At 67.5% G+C, this 24,741-nt stretch carries 1 protein-coding gene (cut by a window edge); it reads left to right on the top strand.

Going from position 1 to position 24,741, the window contains the following annotated elements:
- A protein-coding gene (locus LGY53_RS29115) for an alpha/beta hydrolase (RefSeq protein ID WP_225729893.1) crosses the window boundary here: on the top strand, positions 1 to 24,741 show its final stretch. 25,884 nt of this gene lie to the left of the window's left edge; only the last 24,741 of its 50,625 coding nucleotides appear in the window; its start codon lies off the left edge, out of view; its stop codon occupies positions 24,739 to 24,741.

Raw genomic sequence — 24,741 nt, 5'->3', positions numbered from 1 at the left:
GCCGTCGTCGACGCGGAAATGGACCTGCGCCCAACGCATTTCCTGCTTCGGCTCGGACCGACAGGTACGCCGCCGGAACCGGGCGCGGCTGGGCCACGGCTGCAAACGGCCGCCCAGGTCCGGGATCGGCTGGCCGAGGCCCTCGGCGTACCCGCGGCGGGGCTGACCGGGCCGCGACTCGCGGAAACCATTGCCGAGCAACGGGCTCGGGTGCTGCGCCGGGCCGCCGCGGTCGAGGCGCTGTACGCCGCGGCGCGCCGACATCTCGACAGTGCGGACCCGGAGGTGCGCAACCGAGGTGAGCTGCGCCGAAACGTGTTGGCGGACAAGCTCGGTGTGCCGCGGCAGCAGCTGGCTCCGGACGTGCTGGCAGATACTGTGCAGCGGCTGCGGGCCGAGGTGCTGGTCCGGGCCGTCGCGCTGAACGATCTCGCGCATGCGGTGCTTGCCGCGCAGCAGGGGCCGGAGCACGTGGTCATCGAGGTGGACGGTGCACGGGAACCGGCTCGATTGGTCGAGGACACGCAGGGCGTGGTGCGGGTGCGTCCCGTCGAGCGGCTGGCCGCGCCGACCCTCGACGGGCTGGCGCCCGCGATACCCGGCCGGTCGGTGGTGGGTCGGCTGTTCGATCGGATCAAGCAGCGGATGCCGTGGCATCGCGGGCAGATTCAGTACGCGCTCGGCAGCAGTTTCAACGTCGACTACTACATCATCAATACGCACGACATTCGTGAGCTGTTCGGCGACCACGTGAACAACAACCTGGGCAAATACGACTACCACCATGAGTGGCAGTTGGTCGACCCGGCGTTCACCACGCTGCAGGCCATGAAATTGTGGAAGGGGCGCAAGGTCTTCTTCCGGATGCTGCGGGGCCGGGTCGGTGAGAATGTCGGCGCGCTGCCCGTTATGCGATTCCGGGACGGCCGGGCCTACATTCCCGAATATGACGAGGTGCCCCGCAGTTTCTTGCGGGTTCAGCAGCTGCGGTGGGAGTACCTGGGTGTCGATCACAGGTTCGGTCTCACCGCGCATCCGCCGGTAGCGCCGATCGCGCCCGCCCAGGCGCCCACGATCGGCACGCCCGAGCTCGGTGGTCGGCGCGCGGAGCTGGCACCGTCGACGACCCCGGCCCCGGCGGCGCTACCCGCAGCGGCCGATCCTGCGGCACAAGCGGGCTCGCACGTGCCCGAACCCGCGGCGCTGCGCGAATTCCTCGACTGGAAAGCCGAATTCGACGCGGCGGCGCAGACCTGGCGGGACCGCGCCAATGCGCTGCTCGCGGCCGCGCACCGGTACGACATCGAGCTGCCGGATCCCAGCCCGGAGTCGATCGCCCAAGCCATCGCGCAAATGCGTTACCTCGGTTTGCGACATGCGGCGACCGTTGTCGCGCTGCGGCAGGCGGCCGAGCAGTACAACGCCGAGGACGCGGAGATCCCCTTCCTGGATTGGCGTCGCCACACCAACCCGAATGCGGCCGAACACTTCGCCAGGGAGATGGATACCGCACTCGGGTTGAACGGTCAGCGGCAGGCGACCGATGCCATCCCGATCACCGTCAACAACAACCCCAACCCGCCGCGGCGCTGGTACAACCTCGAGCACAACAGCCAAGATCCGGTGGTGCGCAGGCTGTTCTGGCGGACGCTGCTGCGCGAGCAGATCCGGTACGCACTGTTCGCATGGGCCGAATTCTTCGGCCTCGGGCCGAACGAGCTGCGTGGACCGGCGAAAATGGCCAGGTCGTTGGGGTCGCTGCTCGCGGCGGATCGCCAGTTGGTCGCGGATATCTCGAATTTCGAGACCCTGGTGGAGGAGTTCCGGCAGGCGGACCGTGCGGTCGACGAGCTCGGTGATCTGGTCGCGCATATGGCTGCCACGGAATGGATTGCGGCCCAGAACGGTACGCCGGTGGAGGGTGCGCCGGGTTTGGCGGTGTTCGGTGATGGCGCCAAGCAGCGGTTGGTGGTGTTCGACCATACGGACAATCACGATCAGGTTCTGGCAGATGCTTTGGACGATCCCCGCAATGCGGCGTTGGCTCAGGCGCTCACCGACGGCACGATGGATCTGGAATACCGGCAGGCGTATTTCCATCAGGATGGCCCGCGCGGAAAGGTTTACGCCCAACCGGTTGCGACCCCGGTACGGGTCCGTCACCTCACCACCGAGGTGGCAGGCCGCACGGTATCGATGACCTTGCTCGACGACGGCGATGGCGTGTTGCGACCTGCGGTGGAGCCGGATGAGCAGGCCGCGCAGCAGGTTCCGACTCAATCGCTGCGTGAGTTGACGCGGCAGTTGGGTGTTTCGCTGGATGAGGTCGGTTCGGATCCGGAGTTGTTGGCGCAGGCCATCGCCCGGTTGCGTGCCGAGAATGGGTTGCGGGCGTTGAAGGTCGAGGCGTTCGCCGATCGGGCGCGCAGTCTGGCCGATATCGATCTGTTCCATGCGTTGCATAAGCAGTTGCATGATTTGCGTGCGGATTTGGATGCACTGCGTGCGGATCCGGATGCGGCGATCGCCGCGATGAAGCAGCGGTTGCCGGATCGCGTGGCCGATATCGATCGGCTGGCGCGGTTGTTGCGTGAGCGGCCGGGCATTCTGGATTGGGATCCACGCGTCACCGATCACGGGCTGTCCGTGCCGCAGGGGGCGGCGCTGCGCCGCGCGGTGGAGCTCGGTGGCGACAACGCGAAATTCCGTGCCACGCTGGGGGAGTGGGGCGCGAGTGCGCAATTGATCAATGGGGCGGACCGCGATTACCTGCGATTGGTCGACGCCGATCTGACCTACAATCCGACCGCGGCCAAGACCAACCGAATCTACAAGGCGCTCAAGGCGGGCACGCTGTTCAGCCAGATGCGTCCAGCGCCGAAGTTCGGTGAGGCTGTTACGGGGTTGATGGCTCCGGCTCCCGATGCGGCGGCGATCGAGAAGCTGCGCGCCGAGATCGATGCCCAGCATGCGTTGATCAATGCCTTCGAGACGCAGGCGAGTGATCCGCAATTGCTCGCCGATGCGCTCGCCGAGCAGGAGACCGAGGGCGTGAACGATTGCGTGCCACGGTCCTTCAAGCGTCTGAACGGCACGCAGCCCCGGCCCGTCGTCACCGTCCCGCAGCTGCCATCGGATCGGCTGAACGGGTTGACTTTCGCTGAGACCGAACCGCATCTCAAAGGCGCACGGCTGATGGGATTCGCAAGCGACGCAAGGAGATCCGGTCACGCCCGGCTCCTGGAGGGGCTGATCGCCGAGGGTTGGAGCAAGAAGCGCGGCGGTGCGGTGGCCTGGGTGCTGGATCAGCGTCGGACGCCCCCGCCGCCGGATGGGAAACGCCAGCGTCCGAGTGGGAAACCTCAGCGTCCGGATGTCGGTGGCCACTCCTACGTCGTGGAATACCGCGGCCGCAATGCGGGTGGCGTGCACGTGTTCCGTGTCGACGGTGTCGATGTGACCTATCACGGTGTGAACGCCGAAGGGCAGGAACGGCTTTTCGGTCCCAACGGCATGGTGTCGCTCGCGGAGTTGGTCGGTGCTACGCCGGAGGAAACCCGCGAAACCCGGGCCGCGGTTTGGCGTAACGGCGAGAACATCCTCATCAAGGGCGGCAATCCGAATGCGACCCTGCCCGCCGCCGATCTGCGTATCGGCGCGTCGACATACGAATCGGATCCGCACGGAAACGAACCGCCGAAGGCGCTGCCGAGCAAAGCCGAATACGAGGTGGTGCACGGTCGTGATATCGATCCGAACCACCCGAAGCTCAATGCTGTTGAGCACGTCAAGGATCTGACGATCCGCGACGGGGTGGTGTACGGCCCGGACGGGAAGCCGTACAACACCGCACCACTGGGCGAGAACTTCCTGATCGACGCGACGGGCGGGGTCAAGACGGGCCCGTTGCGCGAGACGATCCACCCGACCCTGGACCGCGCCTTCGTCATCCCCGGCCGGGGAGTCGCCGCCTACGGTGTCTGGACGATCGTCAACGGCCGAATTGTGAGCATCGAACCGCACAGCCGCCACTTCGGCACCGCCGAGCATCAAATGCGGTCGACCGCACAGCTGCGGGACATCCTGCTCGCCAACAAGGTGGACCTGACCGCGGTCAAGTTCGACATGATGACCCAGGGCACCCTCTGGCAGGGCCCCGAGGTGAACAAGCCGTCCATTTCCGCATTCCTCGACGACACGTTGCCGTCCTACGAGTCCCCGGAGGAGATGTTCCGCGGCTTCGGCGACGACTTCTGGGTCGACGTGCTCGACGCCTCGCACGGCCCGGACCGCTTCTCGGTATCGCTGGCGCTCAACCCCGTTCGCGGTGTTGGAGGCCGGGTCACGCTGGTGTTCGCCCGCGAAAATGGCGTCGTGACAGCCCATTACGCCGATATCGAGCTCGGCCCGGAACCGATGGCGGTGGCCGCCGCGCTGCGTGCGATGCACGAGAAGTTGACGCCGTGGCTGACCGCGCAAAACGTCCGATTCAGTGGCGGCGTCGGCGAATCCGCTCAACTGGAGGTCGGGCTCCCGGGCCCCGACGGCGATCCGGTCGCACCGACCGAGCGCAGGCGCGAGGCCAGGGTGGCCCGGGAATGGGCGGCCGCGCAGCTGCGCGAATTCGGTTGGAGCGACGAGGATCAGGTCTACGCCGCGAAGCTCAACGTTTCCGAACTGGCCGCCAACGCGCTGGACGCTACCGCAACCCCGGTCCGGCTGCGGATGTGGAAGATCGGCGACCGGGTACTGGTCGAGGTCATCGACACCAGCACCTTCACGCCGAAAGTGATGTCCGCCGAGGATGTTCCGGCCGATCGGCAGCAGAATCCCGCGCTGGTCCCCGACACGGAGCGAGACGCGATTCTCGCCGACGAGGGCGAGCGCGGTCGCGGCACGCCGATAGTCGCGGTCACCAGCGCGACGAACGGCATCACCCGACTCGTCGTCGGCAAGTCGCGCTGGATGGTGCTGGATTACATCGAAGGCGACGAATCCGGCGACGAAGGTTCCCGCACGCCCGCCGACGACCCGGATTCGGGTTTCGTACTCGACGAGAGCGTGCTCGATCTGCTTTCCGCCGAAGAACTCGAGGCCGTGCTCGCGGCCCAACTGGAGAATGCCGAACAGGATCCGTCACCCATTGCTCCGGCCGATGCTGTCACCACTGAAAGCCATGCACCCCAGCAGGATTCGCCCGCCACGGCGAACAGCCTCGAATTCACCGTTGTGGTGCCCGCCGACGTATCGGATACCGAGGGCGCGGCACTGAACGCGGGTGCGCGGGCCTGGGATCGTTTGGCGGAGCAGCTGTTCGACTGGCCCGCCGACCGGGTCGACGACACGGGATTGGAGTTGGCGAGCCGTATCACGGAAGCCACGATGCGATCCGGCGGCGAGGTACGCATCGTGCTGGAGCAGATCGGCGAGCCCGGTGACCGGTTGCTGCGCATCACGGTCGACGGATCCGATTTCGAGCTCAGCGAGGCGAATCGGCCGCCGTCCTGGCTGCGCGCGGCGATCGATGCGGTACGGCACGTACCTGTGCGCAGCCCCGGCGAGATGGCGATCGCGCTGGCGTCGAAGAAAATTGGCCAGCTCGCGCGGGCGCTCGCCGAATTCCATCCGCGTGGTCAGTCGGTCGAGGTGGCCCAGAACAGCATTGATGCGCTCCTTCGGCATGCTGCCCGGGTGAATCGGGGCAGGTTGCACGGGTTCATGTCCGGTGTATCAGGGGTTCCCGTCGGCTGCCGTTTCGGGGACGAAACGGTGGAGCTCACCGTTTATCCGTTCTGGGATCAGGACTTCCGCGATGGGATGCGTGCGCTCGGCCTGACCGGGCGTGGCGATCATCCGGTGGCGCTGGACGGCTTGACCGGCGCGATCGACACCGTGCTGCGGCGTCGGCGCGCCGAATGGGCTGCAGCGCGACCTGATTCGATAGAGGAGGAAGGCAACGTCCTCGAGACGAGCAACCCGAAGTCGATGACGAGCCGGCCGGTCGATGCGGCCGAGGCACTCGATCTGCCTCCGAGCCGGGCGCGCGGTATCGATGCCGGTACCCGCGGTCAGCGATTCGATCCCGGCATGGTTTATGCCGAAGATCCAGGCCTCGGCGATTCCGCCCATGCCAACCGGGCCGCGCCCGGATCCGCCGAAGCCGAACAAGCGCTGGTACGCGCCGCGGCGGCGGGCGATCCGGCCGCGTACACCGGGCTGCGGGAGCTCTTCGGGGCGGATATCGAGCGCAGAGCACTTGCGGTGGTTCGTGATCCGGAACTCGCGCGACGGATCGCCGAGGAGGTTTTCGCACGTGCCGATCTCACCTTGGCCGCGCTCGGTGGCCGGGCGGTGCATCCGTGGCTGCTCGGTCTCGCGCGCACGGTGACCGAGGACCACACCCGGGCGTCGCAGTTCGCGCAGCGGATGGCGAGGGCGCTACAGCAGCTGGGCTCCGCTGCCGAATTCCGTGGTGTGCTCAGCTCGGTGTACCGGGCCGGCGGCGCCCGAATCCGGCGCGCCCTCGACGATCTCGGTGCCGAGGAGCGGGCGCTGATGACCGCGGTGTTCTGGGATGGCCGCCCGCGCAACGCGGTTGGAGCGGCGCTGAATTTGGCTCCGCACCCGTTCCGTTCGTTGGAGCACCGGGCACTGCTGGAGTTCCGCAAGTACCTGCTGGCCGATTACCGCAGGGAGCCGACGGCGGCGGCGTCGCTGGTCACCGCGATCGGACAGCAGGATCCCGCAGCTGTACACCAGGCCATCAGCGAACTGCGCGGCGATGCAAGGAAATTCGCCGAACGTCGATTCTTGGAACAGCTTTCGCTGGAGAACATCAGAACCACGTTGGGTTACAGCGACTCCCGGCTGGCCGAGGTGGAACACCGGACGATGGACGAGTTGGCGGCGATACTGTCCGGTGTCGCGCAGGGGCGGACCGCCACCGCGTCGCGGGTCGTCGCGACCGCGCTGCAGGCGCATCCCGCGGCGGTTCGGCGTGCGGTCGAGCGGTTGTCGCCGGAACAGGCGGGTTACGCCGAACTGCGCGTGCTGCGGAATGTTTCGCTGGACGAAGTCACGCAGCGGCTAGGTCTGTCGCGGTCGTCGGCGGATAAGCTGCACGCCGCGACCATGCGCTGGTTGGCCGCGCTCATACCCATCGAGATCGCTCGCGTGAGTGGCGCGCCGGACGCGTCGGCTGCGGGGAACACAAACCGGAAGGCCGGCCCAGCCACCGGTCGGGCCGCTGAGCCGGGCACCGCTGCCGACGTGCTGGACGAGCCGACAACGCGGGGCAAGGGTTCGCGCGTTGATCCGAATCGGCACGGGACGTTCAACGCATTCGATCCGGAACTCGACCCGACCGCACACGCACACGCGCAGCCCAGGCCGGGCGCGGGACACTCCGACACGCAGTTCCCGGCCGACTGGCCGGTGGCGGGCCACGCCGAACTCGCCGCGGAACTGGAGGCCGCGCTGGCGGCGAGTGCTCAGGGGGAGCCGGATATCACGCGCGCGGTCTTCGGTGCGCCCGGCAACCGCTGGGTGGAGGTCCGGGTGCTCGACGACGGCTGGGACCTACCCGCCAGGGATATGCCCGACGAGGAGACCGGCGAGATCGTGCCGACGGAATCCGGGCAGCTGTCCGAATCGTTGGACCGGGCGGGCTCATGGGGATTCACGCTGAACGGTGACGGCACCCGTACCCGGTGGTTCCGGCTGTTCGAGTCGACCGGGGCGGACGATCCGTCGGCTTCGACGACCGCGGCGACGGTCGATCAGATCTACCCGCAGGGGGCGGTGGAGCGGAACGTGTCGACGGCTCGCAATGCGGTGCGCGTTGTGCTGACCGCCGCCGGTTGGTCCTCCGACGCGTGTGACGCAGTGGTGCTCGCCGTCTCCGAATTGGTCACGAACGCCGGCAGGCACGCCAAGGAAGGCGGTGCGCATCTGCGGATTTGGCTGTCCGAGAACGGTGTTCGAGTGGCCGTCGGCGATACGAGCACCGGATTGCCGACGCGTCGCGAGGAGAGCGATTTCGCGGACTTCGACATCGACGCGGTCGAAATCGACTTGGACGCATGGGAATCGGGCTCGCTGGAAGTGGGCACCCACGGACGCGGCGTCGGTCTGCTGGAGGCGACGGCCACGGCGTGGGGTGTCACGCTGGAGCGGGCCGGTGGCAAGACAACCTGGTTCGAAGCTCCGCGTCGACCCGTGCCGCTGCCGGAGCTGGCCGAGCGCATCGCCGCAGTCGGATCCGATCCCGCTGTGCTGCAACCTGATTCACCAGCATTCCGCCTGATCGAACAGGTGCGGGACGAGGCGGGTGCGGAGGTAACCGATCTGCGCGGACTGCGTCCCGATGAACTTTCCCCGGTCCGTGTCGCGCAGGAACTGCTGCGCGAGAGGCAGACGGTAGCCGACTCGTCGGTCCGTCCACCCGAGACGCAGCGGTTCATCGATGCGGCCGAGCGCTATCTGGCCGCAAGCGATCTTGTTCGCGATGTCACCGAATACCACAGCAGGACAGCAGAATCCGCTGTCGAGCAGGAACCCGACGCCGACCGGCAGGAGGCCGCCGAACCCGAGGTCGCGCCGATCCGGGCCGAGGTGCGCGAGCAGTTGCGTGCTCTCCGGTGCGGCGATGTGGCGGAAACGGTCGATGCGCTCCTCGTCAACGCGCTACTGCGCGACGAGAACACGTCCGCGGTGGTAGCGCAGGTGGCCCGCGACCGGGTCCGTGTCACCATCACCGCATCCGACGGGCTGACGATCACGCTGGATGTGTCCGGTGAACCGAACGCACGAGAACTCGGCCTGGAAATACCGCTGCGGCACGACCACCCGGAGATCGACGGCTATGTGCGCGGACAACTGCGTGCGCTGGCCGACGACTGGGCAGACCTGGGCGGCACGCAGATTCGCGATGCGGGGCTGCTGGTCACGGCATTGATCGATAACGTTCGGCGGCACACCCGTGACGACGGGTTGGTGGCCATCGCGATCAGCGGGACACAACCCGACCGGCTGCTCGTCGTCGAGGTGTTCGACAGAAGCCCCGAACTGCCGTCCGAATCGGATCCGGACAGCGAGCACGGCATCGCCCTGCTCCGGGCGCGCGCCCACCGCTCCACCTGGTTCCCGCTCGACGACGGTGACGCCGGATTCGCCGACTACCCCGAGCGCAAGGTGGTCTCCTTCGAATTCGACGAGAACTACACTCCCGATGCGCCCCAGGATGTTTCGGTTGATGCGCCCCCGGGCGTCGTCCTCGATCCGGCCGCAAGGGATGCGGCATACGCGGAGCTGGCCGCTCTGGTCGGCATCGATCCGGCGATCGTGCGACTGCGCTGGTATGTGGTGCGCCAGGGGATCGGCATCGTGCAGTCCGGTTTGCGGCTCCTGGACGAGGCGGGCTGGCGACGGGCGATCGAGGCGGGTCGGCTGCCGGGCATCGTGCGCTGGATCGGCGCGGAAATGGTGCGCGACTACGACAGCCAGATCGCGCAGGCGCGGTCGCTCGAATCGGGTTGGGACGATGCGGCCGCGCAGGAGTTGCTGCGGCGTCAGGAAGACATGCACCGTCAACTGGACCACCTACTCGCCGCCGAAGGGCTGGATCGGCTGCCCCCACCCGCCGATGACACGGACTGGCTCGCCGAATTGCGCCGCGTAGCCGTCGAGACGGGTGCGCCGGAGGTTCGACGGCTCATCGAGCTGACCGAGCTGCTCGAGTCCGATAGGGCCGGCGCGGCCGCGCTGGATAACGTTGCTGTCCAACAGAATTCGGTCTCGCTCGAATCGGATACGTCCGCCCCGGTCAGTGCCGTCTCCCGCGGCGGAACGCCGCGACAGCCGGTCGATATGGCCGAGGCGCTCGACCTGCCCTCGGGCAAGGCGCGCGGCAATGCCGCCACGCGCGGGCGTCGATTCGATCCCGGCATGGTCTACGCCGACGATCCGAGCCTCGACGACTCGGCCAGGGCCAACCGGCCGAATCCGGCTGTCGACCAACCGGGTTCAGCCACACCCGACAACGACACCGCGCTGTCTCCGGACGGTGGCATGCTCGGCCGTTTGCTGCCCGAACCCGACCTGCATGTCGCCGAGATCACCGGCGACGACGTCACCGATGATCCAGCCGCGCTGATGCCCGAGGAACGCGCGGCAATGCTCGACGAAAGGACCATGATCGCGCGCGGCCGGGTCTTGGAGATCATCAACGGCCGCAGGGCGATTCGCGCCGCGCTGCGCCTGCTCGGTACCACCGGGTTCCCGGTTCTGCCGAGGGGGCCGTACCGTCCGCCGATATTGCCGGACGGGGTCGTCGCCGCCATCACCCACAAGCGGGGTTACTACGCCGCGGCCGCAACCGTCGCGGCCTGGGTGCGGGCGATCGGCATCGACACCGAGAGCAACGCGCCGATGAAGGAGGGCGCATTCGAAACATCGGTCGGGGTCCCGGAAGAACTCGAGTGGTTGGCGCAGCGCACCGACGGCGCGCACTGGGAGAAAGTTCTGTTCTCCGCCAAGGAAAGCGTTTACAAGGCGTGGTACACCCTGACCGGCGACAGCAAGCCCGGCTTCAAGGACGCACACGTGATCCTCGATGTCGAGAACGGGACTTTCTCCGTCGAACCACGCGGATACATCGCGAAATCGGGTAAGGGCGCCCTGCTGACCGCGATGCAAGGGCGCTTCCGCATCGAGGGCGATCGCATCCTGACCGCCGTCATCGTCCCGCACGCGGACCAGACACCCGATGCCGGAGCCGAGCGACCGGCCGATGTTGCCGGGACCGAACCGGCAAGGGCGACAGCTGAATCCGTCGAGCAACACGGTTCCTGGGCGCGGGCCGGTTCGTACGGCGCCGTCGCGCCCGAATCTGTGGTGACTGAGGCGTCCGCCGAAATCGATCTGCCCGTCACCGATCGACCGGACCCGATGGACAGTTTGTTCCGGGAACCCTGGATCCGCGGCACGGTGATCACCGGGTCGGACGTGTCGGATGATCCGGCCGCACTGCTGCCGCAGGAGCGCGCGGCACTGCTCGGGGACGGTGTCCCGGATCCCCGCAGGCTGCTCGAGGTCGTCAACGGCCGTCGCGCGGCACATTCGGCGCTGCGCCTGCTCGGCGTCGCGGTTGGCCCGATCCTGCGGGAGCCGACGCGAATTCCGGGCCAGCGATCCAAACCGCTGTGGCCGGAAGGCGTCGTCGGCAGCATCACCCACAAGGGCGATTACTATGCCGCGGTCGCCGCCGACGCGACGCGGACCCGCGCGATCGGCATCGACGTCGAAGAGAACGAGCCGCTGCCGGAGCGGGAACGCAAGTATGTCGTCGTTCCCGAGGAAGTGATCTGGCTGGCCACGGCCGCCGAACGCGGCGACGGCGTGCACTGGGACCGAGTGTTGTTCTCCGCCAAGGAAAGCGTCTTCAAGGCTTGGTACGGGCTCACCGGCGAATCGAAGCTCAACTTCACCGACGGCCGGATCGTCTTCGATATCGACAACGGCACCTTCCGAGTCGAACCCCGCGGCCGTGCAACGGCATTCGGCGACGTGGTAACCGCGATGCGCGGCCGCTTCACCATCGACGGCGACCACATCCTGACCGCCGTCGTGGTCTCGCACGAGGACGCTCCCGAACCACCTTCCGCGGCAAGCGGATCCGCTACGAAGCTCGCCACCGGAACCCGAGACGGAAGTCATCCGGCCGTTCGGCAACGTTCAGCCGGTACGGAACTCACTTCTGAGCGGCATCCATCTCGTCCGGGCATCGAACTCGACCGCGAATCCATGCTGCGGACTCTGCGCACGGAACTGCGAGTCGACGATTCCGACCCGCGCATCCGGGCATTGGCCACGGCCGACGTGGCGGATATCCAGCACGCGCTCGGAACGCTGGACCAGTACGAGCGCCGAATCATGCGGCTGCGGTTCATGAGTCGGCCACACCGGTCCGTAACCGAGGCGGCGCGGGTACTCCGGGTATCCGAGCCGGTGGTGCGGGAGCGTCAGCGCACCGCGATCCGAAAAGTGGCCGAGTTGCTCGCCGACACAAAACGGTCGCATGTGCAGGCGAAGTCGGATACCCGACCCGAACGGCCGCGCTCGGCCGCGCCGGTGAGTGCCGCGGTGAAGCGCGCCCGCGTCATGACCGCCCGCGAGATGACCGCGGTGGTCGAACAGGCGGACAGATCTCAGGTGAAGTACGCCATCGTGCGGCTCGATCTGCCGGACAAGGATCGCAGGATCGCGGAGCGGCGATTCGTCGAAGGACAAACACTCGCAATGGTGGCCGCGGCATTGGGTATGCCCAAGGCCGACGTCGAGCGGTTGGGCAATCGTGCCAAGCGGTTGATCGCCAAATTCCTTGTCGGGCTGGGCACTCCGGTGCCGCGGGTCGGTCCGGGAACTCGGCTGGAGCCTGATACCCGGCGACTGCTGCCGTCGAGGCGGACCGCGCCGGTCGCGGCATCCGGTGACGGTGCGGTCGTCCGGCCCATGCGGGACGCCGAACGGCCGGATGGGCGTGCCGTGGCGGCGCATGTCGCCGGAGACGGTCCCAAAAACTGTGCACCCGAATCGCTCTCGTTCACCAGGCTGGTAACCGGAAATCCGGATATTCGGCTGATCGCCGACAATGTGGAGGTCGCCGCGCGCGGGGTGGACGCCGATGAGCTCGCCAGGGCGGCGGGTGCGGATTGGCATCCCGGCGGTTTCACCGATGAAAGCGGCCGCCCGTCGCTGGACGCGATGGCCGACCGGGTGCGCGACACCGGCGAAACCATCATCGGCGCGGTGGAATTCGGTACCGCGGATGCCGAAGGCGTCGGCGCGCACGCGTTCGTGTTGTACCGGACGAGCACCGATGAGGTGCGGGTGCACGAGAAGGTCGATGGCGCGGTACTCGACTACCCGTACGTCTGGGGCGTGCAGCCCGCCGACGTAAAGGGCGTGTACGGCATCGTATTCAAGGCCGACGGCCAGGCCGAGCGTCCGTTGAACGGCGCGGAACCGTCGCGGCACGCCGGTGACCGGCCGAGCAGCCGCATCGGGTCGCGCTCTGGCTCCGAGCAGCCACCGGGCGGCGACTGGATACCGGCCTGGCAGGGTCCTGCGGACGAAAATAGTTGGAACGCTTGGTCATACGACAATGTCGAGGATCTGGGCCGGGCGCTGTCCGAGCGGCACGGTGTCGAGGTGTACGACCTGGAACTCGGTGATCTCGAGGGTGTCCGGGTGTTCGCGCAGACGATGGATTATCTGCTGTCGGCCTTCCCGATCCACCTGAATCACATGCGGCTCATGGCGGGCAACGAGCACGCGCCGGATGCCGAGGCGGTGCTCGGGTTCTTCGATCGGTCGATGGAGCGGAACCGCCCCGCCGTCGGGCTCCCGGTGTACACCAGGTCGTTCATCTTGGACGCGGCGCTGACCAGCGAGGCATGGCTGCATCCGGAGCGGGTGTACGAGGCCGTCGTTCGCGCGTACGCGAGCGCGCTGGTGTACGAGGGACGGTGGAGTGCGGAGATCGGTGCGTTGGACGCACTGTCCGCGCGTTATGCGGCCGGGCACGGCGGTATGGCCGGTTTCGGCGACTGGTTGCACGAGCAGTTCGGCTCCGAATGTTTCACCGACTCCGACGAATTGGATGTGCGCAAGGCGCTGGAGGAATCGTTCGTCCGCTCGCAGACCGATCCGGCGTCCATCACGGATGGCGAGCAGATCCTTTGGGACGTACTCGTATTCGAGGCCGGGACGTGGGGACTGGCCGATCCGTATCAGGTCGTCGACGAAAATCCCGAGCACGTGCGGGCCCGGCTCGATATCGCGGAGGAGATCAAACAGGAATTCGGTATCGATGTGTACGGGCTGGATCTGCCCGACGTCGACGTGGAAACGGCGCAGGAGATCAAGGCGGCCATCAGGGCCGTTCGCGCCCGGCACCCGGAGATCGATATCCGTGTGATCAGGATCGCGCCTGTGTATCCGGAAGAGGAGTACGCCGAGGCCCGGCCGGGTCGTAATGGGTCGGTGCGCGAAATCGTCCTGTCGGAGCGGTTGTTCCGGAACCGGCGGCTGTACGAGCGGTATTCGTTCGATGACGAGCTGAGCGGATTCCGTGTCGGCATCGCCGGACATCCCGCCTACAGCACCGTGGTTTGGGCACTGATGCACGGCGTGTACCTCGCGACCGGATTCGAACAATCCGTTTCCGTGGATTCCGGCGCGGGAGTGACTCCCGCGGAATTCGCCGCCGCCGAAGCGATGGAGGTGCTGCTACGCGCATATGGCGGGAGTCATCCGGGTCCGGTCGATGTCGACGAGTTCCAGGAGTGGCTGCGAATCCAGCTGTCCGAGGCCAGTTTCGCGCCGGATGATGCCGGAAAGCCGGATCCGGCACGCGGTTTGGATGGGCGGACGGCATTCGTGGAGGCGGCGTCCGCGGTGCTCCACTATGGCGGCGCGGCGACTATCGGCCAGCGGGCGCTTTACTATCACCTGCGCCAATTGGGACGTCCCGAGGAAGAACGGGAATACCTTGACGGCGACGAGTATTCGCGACTGTTCCAGGACGAGCCCGGCATCGGGGCCCCTGAGGTGTCCTGGACCGGGCCGCAGGCCAACGAACTCGCCCCAGCGGAGAAGCCGCCAATACCGACGTCCGATGACGAGCGTCCGCCGCATCCCACCATCGAGGAAACCACCCAGTGGCTCAGGGATTCCGGCTTGGCGGTAACCGGATTCGACCGCCCCGGACTGCTCGCACGCAACCTCGCCGAATTCCGCCGGGCGATCCGAATCCTCGGCATCCAGCATCCCGAGGCGGGCGTATCCGCCGTCGCCGTCGAATCCGGGACGGAATCCGTACGGGCCGAGGTAGCCGACGGCTCGGTGCAAATCGTCTTGAGCGAGAACGCGGCCACCGATGCCAAGCTCCCAGCCGGCAAACTCTTCGAGGACACCGTGCGCGCGATCGGCGCTGCGATGGTCGCGAAAGGGCAGGGCCGCGCCGAGCGTGACGCGATGGACGTGCTGCGCGGGTTCTACACCGAAAACGTTGGCCCGCTGGTGGATTCGGAATTCAACCAGTGGTTGCACAACGAGTTCGGCGCGAGCTGCTTCGATGCGTCGGACGGCTTCCTCGTGCACCAGGCGCTTGTTCGCTCGTTCCACGCCGTGCGCACCGACCGCAACTACCTTGCGACCGATGTCGAGCGCCGGTTGTACGACCTGGTCGTCGAGCACGCCAAGGCGGCCGCCGCCGCGGCTCGCGAGCCAGACGGCGACCAGACTGCTTCCCCCGAACTGACCAGTGCCGTCGAGGCATTGCGCTCGTTGGCTCCGGAGGCGGCCGCGGCCATCGATGCGGGGCAACCGAAGCTGGCGGCGCGGCTGCTGCTGCGCACCGATCCGGCCGACGCCCAGCGCACCTGGGTATGGTGGCGCGGCCTCAGCGGCCGTATCCGAACGGCGCTGGAGCGTGCCTTCCCGTACGAGGTCGGCAGTGCTACGTCGCTCACGGTCGGCTCCCGTGACAAGGCGAACCGGCAATGGCTGGAAAGCGAACTGGCGCGGCTGCTTTCGATCGATCCCGAGGAACTCGGCCCGGCGGAGGCCGAGCTGCTACTCGACCTGGGCATGATCGATGACGGTCTGGCCAAGGCCGAGCATGCGGTGGCCGAGCTGCATCCCGATGTGCGGCAGCCGGTTTCGGTGCTGCTGCTCTCGCTGGAGCGGACCGAGTCCGGCCTGCGGGCCCAGGTCGGGATCGGGCCGGTCGGCACCGCGACCTCGGTTTCGGTGCACCCCACACGAATCGCGGATGCGGCCGAGGCTCCGGACGCACTCGGTGACGCGGTCACGCGCGCGCTCGCGCAATACGAGGTGACCGCGCGCATCGAAATGCGTGAGACCGGCCCGGGCACGGATGTCGACGTGGCCGCGATCGCCTGGTTGGCGACCGGCGACCCGGAGCACGCGGCGCGACGGTTGGTCGACGATATCGCGGTGCTGCGCGAGACGCGCCGCATCCAATTCGGCGATTCGAGCCGCGGCCGTCCGGTGCTGCACGTTTTCGATTCCGATGCCGCAGCGATGGAATCGGCGATCGCGCACGGGCTGTCGGGCCTGGTCGAAACGGCGCATGTGGTGGACGAGAGCCGCGGCTACGGATTCGTTGATGCCGACACCAGAAATCCGCAGGACGAACTCATGCGCGTCGGACGGATCGCGGCCGGACTGGAAAGACCTGCGCCACAGCAGGAATCGCCGGCACCGCACCCCGAGCCGCGATTTTTGGCCGAATCGGCCGCGACTGCGGCGGAACGCGAAATCGCGCACCGGGCATTGGTGAAACTGGGACCGGACGCGTCGGCGCAGGACCTGCTGCTCGGCGATCAGGAGATCGACCCGTCAGCCAGGGCCGCCCGGATCCGGCTCTGGTGGGACGGACTGTCGGCGACCGAGCAGACCGCGCTGGAGCTGGCTTACCCGCGCGAGGTCGGCAATGCCGACAACCTGCCGACCGAGCTGCGCGACCGGGTGAATCGCACGATGCTCGACCGCGATCTGGCCGCGCTGCGTGCGCACGAATCCGAACTCGATGCGCACGAACGCCTCCTCTTGCGCGCCCTGCACGGCGCCCAGGAAGGACTTGCCGAAGCGGACTGGTCGGCACAGGAAATGCCGCTGAGCCCCGTGATCGGCCTGCTGACATATGAGCCCACGGGGCTGGCGGGTGCGCCTCGAATCGTCGCCGTCGTCGGCGATCCGGAAGTCGCGCAATCGGTTTCGGTGCTTGTCGCCGGGCATGAAGCGCGACCGGTGTACACCGACGTCCACGACTGGACCCAACAAAGGGTCCGTGGAAACCTGACGGCCGCCGTCAATCTGTGCGGGCTTGCCGCCGACACCGAACAGGCGCCCGCGGTCTTCGCGTGGTTGGGCCGCGGCGAATCGACCGCCGCGGACGGTGCGCTGCTCGCGCGAGAAATGCGCGCGCACAACGCCACTCGCATGCACCTCGACCGGTTGCGCGGCCGCACCGAGCCGCCCGCGGTGCACGTCTTCGCCCGTGACGGACGCGGCTCGTTGATCACCGTCGCGGCCTGGTCCGGCAGGCACTTGCACGACGAGGTCGACACCATCGTCCTGGTGTCCTCGACGGGTCTGCCGATCGAGCGGGCCGGCGAGCTGGGCATCGGCGCCGAAAATGTCTATATCGCAAGCTCATCGCGCGATCCGGAGACATGGCTCGGTGCCGACCTGCCGGGCCGGCCGGGCCGGTTCCTCGGTCACGGCACCGGAATCGACCCGGCGACAAGGCATTTCGGCGGCCGCCGAATCCGCGCCGAATTCAACGCGTGGCCGGGCCTCGGGACCACGTCCGCGATCCGCGACGCCTACTTCGGCTTCGATCCGCGCACCGGCTTGCCCACCGAGGCATTGGCGAACTTCGCCCGGATCGCCTCCGGCCGAATAGATCTGGTCCAGTTCGAGGAATACCGTCCCGGCGCGGAGGACCCCACACCGATCGAATTCCGCCGGATCGCGCGGCCGGCCGATCCGGCGGCCGAGCGCGCCGCCGAACTCGACGACGTCATAAGCGATGTCGCGGTGCCGGACTTCATCCCGGAGGATTTCCTACCGCAGGTGCCCAGGACCGCCGATTGTGTCGACCACTCACTGCGGGTGGGCCGCGACGAACTCGGCCTCCCTGTCGACGTACCCGACGACGAACCCGGCCTGGCTGGCCGATCGGGTGCGCAGGCCGAGTTCTACGCCGGTGGCCGCCTGGAGCTTTTCGACTCGCACGACGGGATCGCGGACCGGCTGCTGGATCCGCAAGACCCGTTGACCTCGGTATTCGTCGTCGATCACCATGCGGTGGACGCGGACGGCATCGGTGCGCACATGTATCTGATGGCCATCCGTGGCGGGGTGGTCATGGTGAGCGATTCGAATATCGACGGGGGAGCGTGGCGGCCGTACCGTCGCGGGGCGGCGGCGCAGACGCGAATCGGCACGGCCACGTTGCGGACCGCCAAGATCTCGGGCATCGCGTTCGGTGCGGATCGACAGCCGTTGCGCCCCAACCATTCGCATGCCCCTGATCCGGCGGCGCATCCCGAGGGCAATATCGGTCGCCCCGAGCAGCACGGCATTTCGCCCGACGCGCCGCGTGGGCCGCCCGAGCAGTGGTTGGAAGACCTTGTACGCCAACTGGATCCGCGAACAGGTTTACCGCACGACATCGAGATCACCCAGGACGACCGGGATTCGGCCGCGAACGCGCTGCGCGCACGGCACGGTAGCCGCGCCGAGCCGTCGGCGCTGCTGCGCCCGGCCGACGAGGTGGATCCGCTCGGTTCGGCGCGCGAGCACGCTCGCGCGAACGCGGACTGGTGGCGCGGTCTCAGCCATGAGCGGCGGCGGGCGCTGGTGGTCACGGATCCCGAATTCATCGGCAATGCGGACGGTATTCCCGCCCCGGTGCGTGATGTGGCGAACCGGCTGGCCATCCGCCGCGATCTGGACGTGTACATCGAACGCCTCGGCGCGCGGAACGCGCCCGGTCTGCTGAAACAGCTGCTCGCCGGTGGTCAGCTGACTCCGGAGGAGCGCACGCACCTCGGTAATCTGGTGGCCACCCAGCAGGCGCTGGTGCGGGCGAACCGGTTGGCCAGGGCCGTGCATCCGGACGTAGCAGCCCCTGTGGTGCACGTATTGTCCTATGAGGCAATGGCATTCGGCGGCAAGGGGCGTGCGGCGGTCGCCTTCGGCGATGTCGACACCGCCGAACATGTGTCCTGGCATGCGTTCGGTGCGGGCACAACGCTGGCGACGCTGGGCGACAAGCTGAAGTTGGTCCGCAACGCGTACGAGATGACGGTGCGCACCGACTCCGGTGTGGCCGCGGCCCATATCGCTTGGCTCGGCTACGACGCCCCGGGCGGCCGGGATCGGGCGGCGGGACTGCGGAGGGTAGTGGCGGGCGGTCTGCGGCTGGCACAGGATGTCGTGGCGTTCAACGCCGCTCGGGCTACGCGGCCGACGAATCATCTGTTCGGTCACCGCTACGGTGCCACCACGGTGAGTGAGTCGGCGGCGGCCGGGCGGTTGGTCGGCGAGATCGGCTCGATCACAATGCTTTCCGCGCCTGGCTCCGGCTCGGTGCGGCATGCGAGCGAATACGGTATCGGCGTCGAAAACGTCTATGTGGCGGTCTCTTCGCGCGAGGCGGGCCGGATCTTCCGGCGCGACCTCGGCGTGGATGTGACACTGGACGAATTCGGCGCGGTCCGGATCGCCGCCGAATTCCCGGTCGAAGGCGCCGCGGCGACCAGGAAGACCGCGCTGTCCCGGATGTCGCTCAAGGCAATGGGTTACGACAATCCGCGGTTCGCCGCCACCGCGCAGGTGAACAGCCAGTACTACTGGTTCCTCGACGAGCACAGCAGGACGCCGACCCAGTCGCTGGCCAATATCGGCCGCATCGGCAGCGGTAACGGCCATGCGGTGCAACGGGTTTCGCCCCGCGTGCGGCCGGAGGAAGGCCTGCGCCGCCGCCCGGTCGATCCACAGCGTGACACCATGCTCCGGTTCCGCGACGGCACCCATCCGCGATCGGCCGAAACGTCCACCGGCCCGACGGATTCGGAGCTGTTGCGAGCGGCGCTCGAGCGGCGCGGTCCCGGAACCCGGGCGCAGGACCTGCTGCATCCCGGGCACACCGCACAGGATGTCGCGAACGCCCGCAGATTAGCGACCGCCAATGCCGCCTGGTGGGACTCTCTGCGCGACAACGACACTGCGCCCGGTGAACTCAGCCGCACCCAGTCCGCGCTGGTGCACGCGCATCCGTTCGAGATCGGCAATGCCGACGGCATCCCGGCATTCGTCCGCGATATGGCGAACCGGCTGCAACTGCGGCGGGACTGGCTGACGCTGCTCGCGAAGCGGCCGCAGCGGCCATGGCTCGCCGCGCTGTTCCGGCCGAGCGATGTGACGCCGGAGGATCGCCAGCAGCTGCGAAATGTGCTGTCGGTGATGGAGGGACTGTCCCGTTCGTCCGCGGTTCGTCCCGGAATCGCAACGCCCCCGGTGCATTTGCTCTCTTACGATTCGCTCGCCTTCGGCGGCGAGGGGCGCTGCGTCGTCGCGGTCGGCGATGTCGACACCGCCGAGAATGTCGCGCTGACCGTGCCGGGTATCACCACGACCGCGGAGAAGCTGACGAAGCGGCTCCAGATGGCGCGCGACCTGTACGAGTCGATGGCACAGGCGGATTCGGCGACCACCGTGGCCTCGATCGCGTGGATCGGGTACGACGCGCCGAGCGGCAAGAAGATCTGGCCGGAGACCAGCAATGCGCGGCTCGCCGCGACGGGCGGGCGGCTGCTCGCCCGCGATGTGCGCGCGTACTACGCCGGACGGGTCGCCCGGCGCGGCGCCAGTGCGCCGAAGATCCACCTGTTCGGGCACAGCTACGGCTCCACCACCACGTGCTACGCCGCGGCGGCGGGCCGGTTGGCGCAGGAGGTCAGCACCATCACCCTGGTCGGCTCGCCGGGCGCCGGACCGGCCCAGCACGCGTCCGACTTCGGCATCGGCGCCGAAAACGTCTATGTCGCAATGCTTTCCTTCGACCCGGTGACCGCGCTCGGTGCGCTGGAACCGGGCCGTGACGGCCGCTTCTTCAACCGCGGCCTCGGCGTGAACCCGGCGATCGCGGCATTCGGTGCCAAACGCATCGACGCGCAGACCCCGGCTATCGGCTCGTTCGGCCGCGCCCTCCCGGCGCACGGCGCCTACTTCGACTACTTCGATCCCGACACCGGCCGGTCGCCCGAGGCCCTGAAGTATTTCGGCATGATCGGCACCGGTCACGGCGCCGAGGTTCCCGCCGCCCCGCATCGCCCGGTTCACCCGAACCCCAACTTCCTCCAGCGCACCTTCGGGCTGGCCCCGAAAGACGTTGAGGGACAACGTGCCGCCGCGCTGCACGACCTCACCGAGCGTCCGATCGCCGACTGCGTCGACCGGTCGCTGCGGCGGGGTCGAGACGATCTCGGTCTTCTGTTGGACGTGCCGGATGATTCGCCCGGTCTGGCGGGCCGCACCGGTGCGGCGGCGGAGTCCTACGCGGGTGGCCGTTTGGAGGTCTTCGACTCCCATGATGCGATCGCGGCCAGGCTCGCTGATCCGAAAGACCCGTTGAACTCGGTATTCGTTGTCGATCATCATGCTGTCGACGCATACGGTGTCGGCGCGCATATGTATCTGATGGCCAACCGTGGCGGGGTCGTCATGGTGAGTGACGCCAACGTGAACGGCGGAGCGTGGCGGGTGTACCGCCCGGGCTCGCTGTCGCCGGCGGTGCGTCCCGGCGGTCCGGCGTTGCGCATCACCAAGATTTCGGGCATCGCGTTCGGTGCGGATCGACAGCCGTTGCGCCCCAACAACTTGCATGCCTCGGACCCGGCGGCTCAGCCGGTCGGCAATATCGGCCGCCCTGGGCGGGAAGAAGAGTCGTCCGACGCACCGCGCGGTCCGCCGCGGGTTCCTGCCACGCAAGCTCTAGGTTCCATGGCGGTTCATGAAGTGCTCGGTGCGGTCTATACCGCTGCGGAGTTCGATGCTGCCTTGACTGAGCGTGCCGCGGCGGCCGCACGGGCCAACGGAACGACCCCGCTGGCCGAGATCACTCATTTCGTTCTGCAGCGCGCCGTAGTTCGCGTGTTCGCCGCGGACCCGGACGCGTGGATTCTCAGAGGTGGCGCGTCTTTCCAGGCGCGATTCCCGGGCGGGCGTGCCACCAAGGCCCTGGATCTCGTCGGCAGAACCGCCGGTGACGTGGCGCAAATGGAGGCCGACTACAACGCCGCGCTGCAGCGCGACCACGGAGACCATCTGCGATTTGTATGGGAAGGCCATCGGACGATCGGGGGCGGACGCGGCGTCCGTGTCTGGCATCGCGTGTACCTGGGCACGGGAGAGGTGATGACACTGAGCACAGATCTCGTTCTCAACCGTGAGATCAATGGTTTTTCGACCGAGATGACGCACTGGGTGGGCGAGGAATATCCGTTCCCGGCTCGGCCGCTGTTCAGGTTCGAGGGGGTCGGTGACCCGCAGACCGTTCGGATGCTGACCGTGGACGAGATGCTGAAGCAGAAGGTCACGGGCATATACACCTATGACCGGGAAGCCGGCGAGCTGCCAAAGCGATGCAACGACCTGTTCGATTCGGCGATGGTCGCATTGAATACGTCGTGGGACGGGCCGCGGGCGCATGCGATGCTGCGCGAGGAGTGGGAGCTGCGGCGCGGGTTGGGTGAGAAACTGTTCCTGCCCAAGCAGTTCTCGAATCCGAATCCGGCCTGGGCCAGACAGTTCGCGCAGTTCGCCGAGTCTGCGCCCGGCTTGCCCTTCTCGAACCTGAACGGTGCGTTGCCGCTGCTGGAGAAGTTCCTGAACCCGTTGCTGAATTCCGATCAGCCCAATGCCGACTGGGATCACCTCGTCTTGACCTGGGTCCAGCGGCAAACGCCCCCGGCAGGCACGCTCGATCAACGGTCATCGGAACAGACCGGGGTTCCCGTCGTACCGCCGATCGAGGGTGTGCCCGCCGAGCCGGGGGCGATCAACCCGGCGCAAGTGAGGTTGATCCCCACTCCCGGGACAGACCTGCCATCGACCGTATTCGCCGAGCCGGATCGAATCCCGCAGTGGGACCGGCTATCCGGCGGTGCGGACGCCGAAGGCAGTGTGGTGTCGATCGTCGACCGGGTGATGAACGATCCCTCGCTGCCGACGCTGGCGGACAAGCTCGCGGCGATCCGTGATGGTCTGCTGCCGGACAGCGCCGACGAACCTTCCGCGGTGAGCGACTGGGACACCAAGAACCTCCGGTTCTACTCCTATGAGTCCGGTGAGCTGTTCATCCACTGTGGCGCGGCGCTCGCCGATCCGGCGACGACCATCGAGGTCGGATACAAGCCGGGGTGGGAGTATTCCGCGTTCGTCAAAGAGGCCCAGGCGATTCCGGTTTCCTATATCGGCGCGCTGCCCGACGGCATGACCCGAGAGCAAGCCGACGCTGTCGCGTTGTGGTTCATCGTCAAGGGTGTGCCGGTCGGCGACCTCACCACCGGTGACCTGGTCCGAGGTCTACTCGACCTGCACGCCAAACCGCTTGTCGACGCGCTGAAAATGCGGGATCACATCATCAACGAGTACGGCATCGAGCCGCATCGCGTCCGGCTCGCGTGCGGTGACGACAGGCTCCTGGGAAATACGGTTCCTATCCAGCACACGCGCGCTCACATCCGGGCTCTCGGCGCGATCCGCAACGATCCCGGAGCGGCCAGAGCGGCGATAGTGCGGGGGATGTCGGGTACCGGTGCTCGCGCCGAGATGCGGTGGCAGCGTGCGCGGGATGTGATCGACCGGCTGGACGCGGCCGCCGCGCGTCTGGGCGTGTCTGCCGAGAAGATCACCCTGCTGTGGGTTCGCGACCAGCGCACCAATCCGACCGCCAACCGCAACGGTCTCGATACCCAGCCCGGTGTACTGCGCCAGCTCATCGAGCTGACCCGTACGGTCGACCCCGAACGGCACATCGTGCTGATCGGCGACGATATCTTCCATAATCGACCGGGGCTGCGCGAGGCTTGGGCCGCCGATGGCCTGCTGGACGGTGTCGATACCGAAACGATGGTGAAGTTCTGGGACAAGGCCCGAAACGGCGGCACCGCGCTGGGCCCTGGTGAGCAAGGGCTGGTCTTCCAGCAACTGCTCATCGAGCGCGATGTTGCCCAGATCGCCACCGAGAGTGGGGCTTTGGAGGTACAGGCCCTCCTCGGCATGCCGACGGTCTATCTGGAGAACCTGGTGTTCCATATGAACAAGGGCCATCGCTGGCTGCTTTTCTTCCAGGAATCGCGCCACGGCCAGTTCGAGGATGTGCGGGACATCGACGGATCGGTCAGTTTGGATGCTGCCGGGCACCCGCGCCGGATATTCCGCCAGGTCGGCGACACACGCTCGGGGGTGCTGGCCACCGTCGCGCGGGTGCAGTTCGGCCCCGACTTCGCGGTGCCGAAGGATCGCCAGGCGTTCGCGAAGCCGACGGACTTCAACCACCAACAGGCCGCACTCACCGCGGACCGGCTATACCGTCTGGTCGAGACGGGCGAGTTGGATCGCTGGGCAAGTCGGCTCGGGTACAGCGCGCCGGATACTGCCGGTGAACGGCAGGCGTGGACTCCGGACGAGTGGAACTGGAGCGAATACTATTTGGATCAGTTGTATCGCTGGCTGCACACCGAGGCGGCAGGGCAGGACGCCGTGAGCCGCAAGTGGGAGGCGATCCGGCTCGCGTTGCGCGGGGTCGTCGATCCCGGTTACCAGGACGACCCGGTGGTTTCGAATGACACGCCGGTACACCCTTACTTCCCGCTGCGCACGCGGCATCCGATCCCGGCCGAGGCGGCCGCTCGTCTTACCGCGGCCTACGGCATGCCCCTTGCCGAGCGAGCGACGGCTGTCGTTGCCGCGCTCCGGACCCTGCTGAGCGATCCCGATCTGCGCGGTCGTGCTGTGCGCGACGAGCTTGCCTTCCAGCTCGACGATGCCCAGCTGGAAGCGTTGCGGGAGTCGATGATCCGGGTCATCGACGCGGCGCGCCGAGAGCGCTCGGGTGACGGCCCAGCGGTGGCCGAATGA

This window comes from Nocardia sp. JCM 34519.1, assembly GCF_020361265.1.
Lineage (GTDB): Bacteria > Actinomycetota > Actinomycetes > Mycobacteriales > Mycobacteriaceae > Nocardia > Nocardia arthritidis_A.
This window is presented reverse-complemented; position numbering and strand designations above follow the sequence as displayed.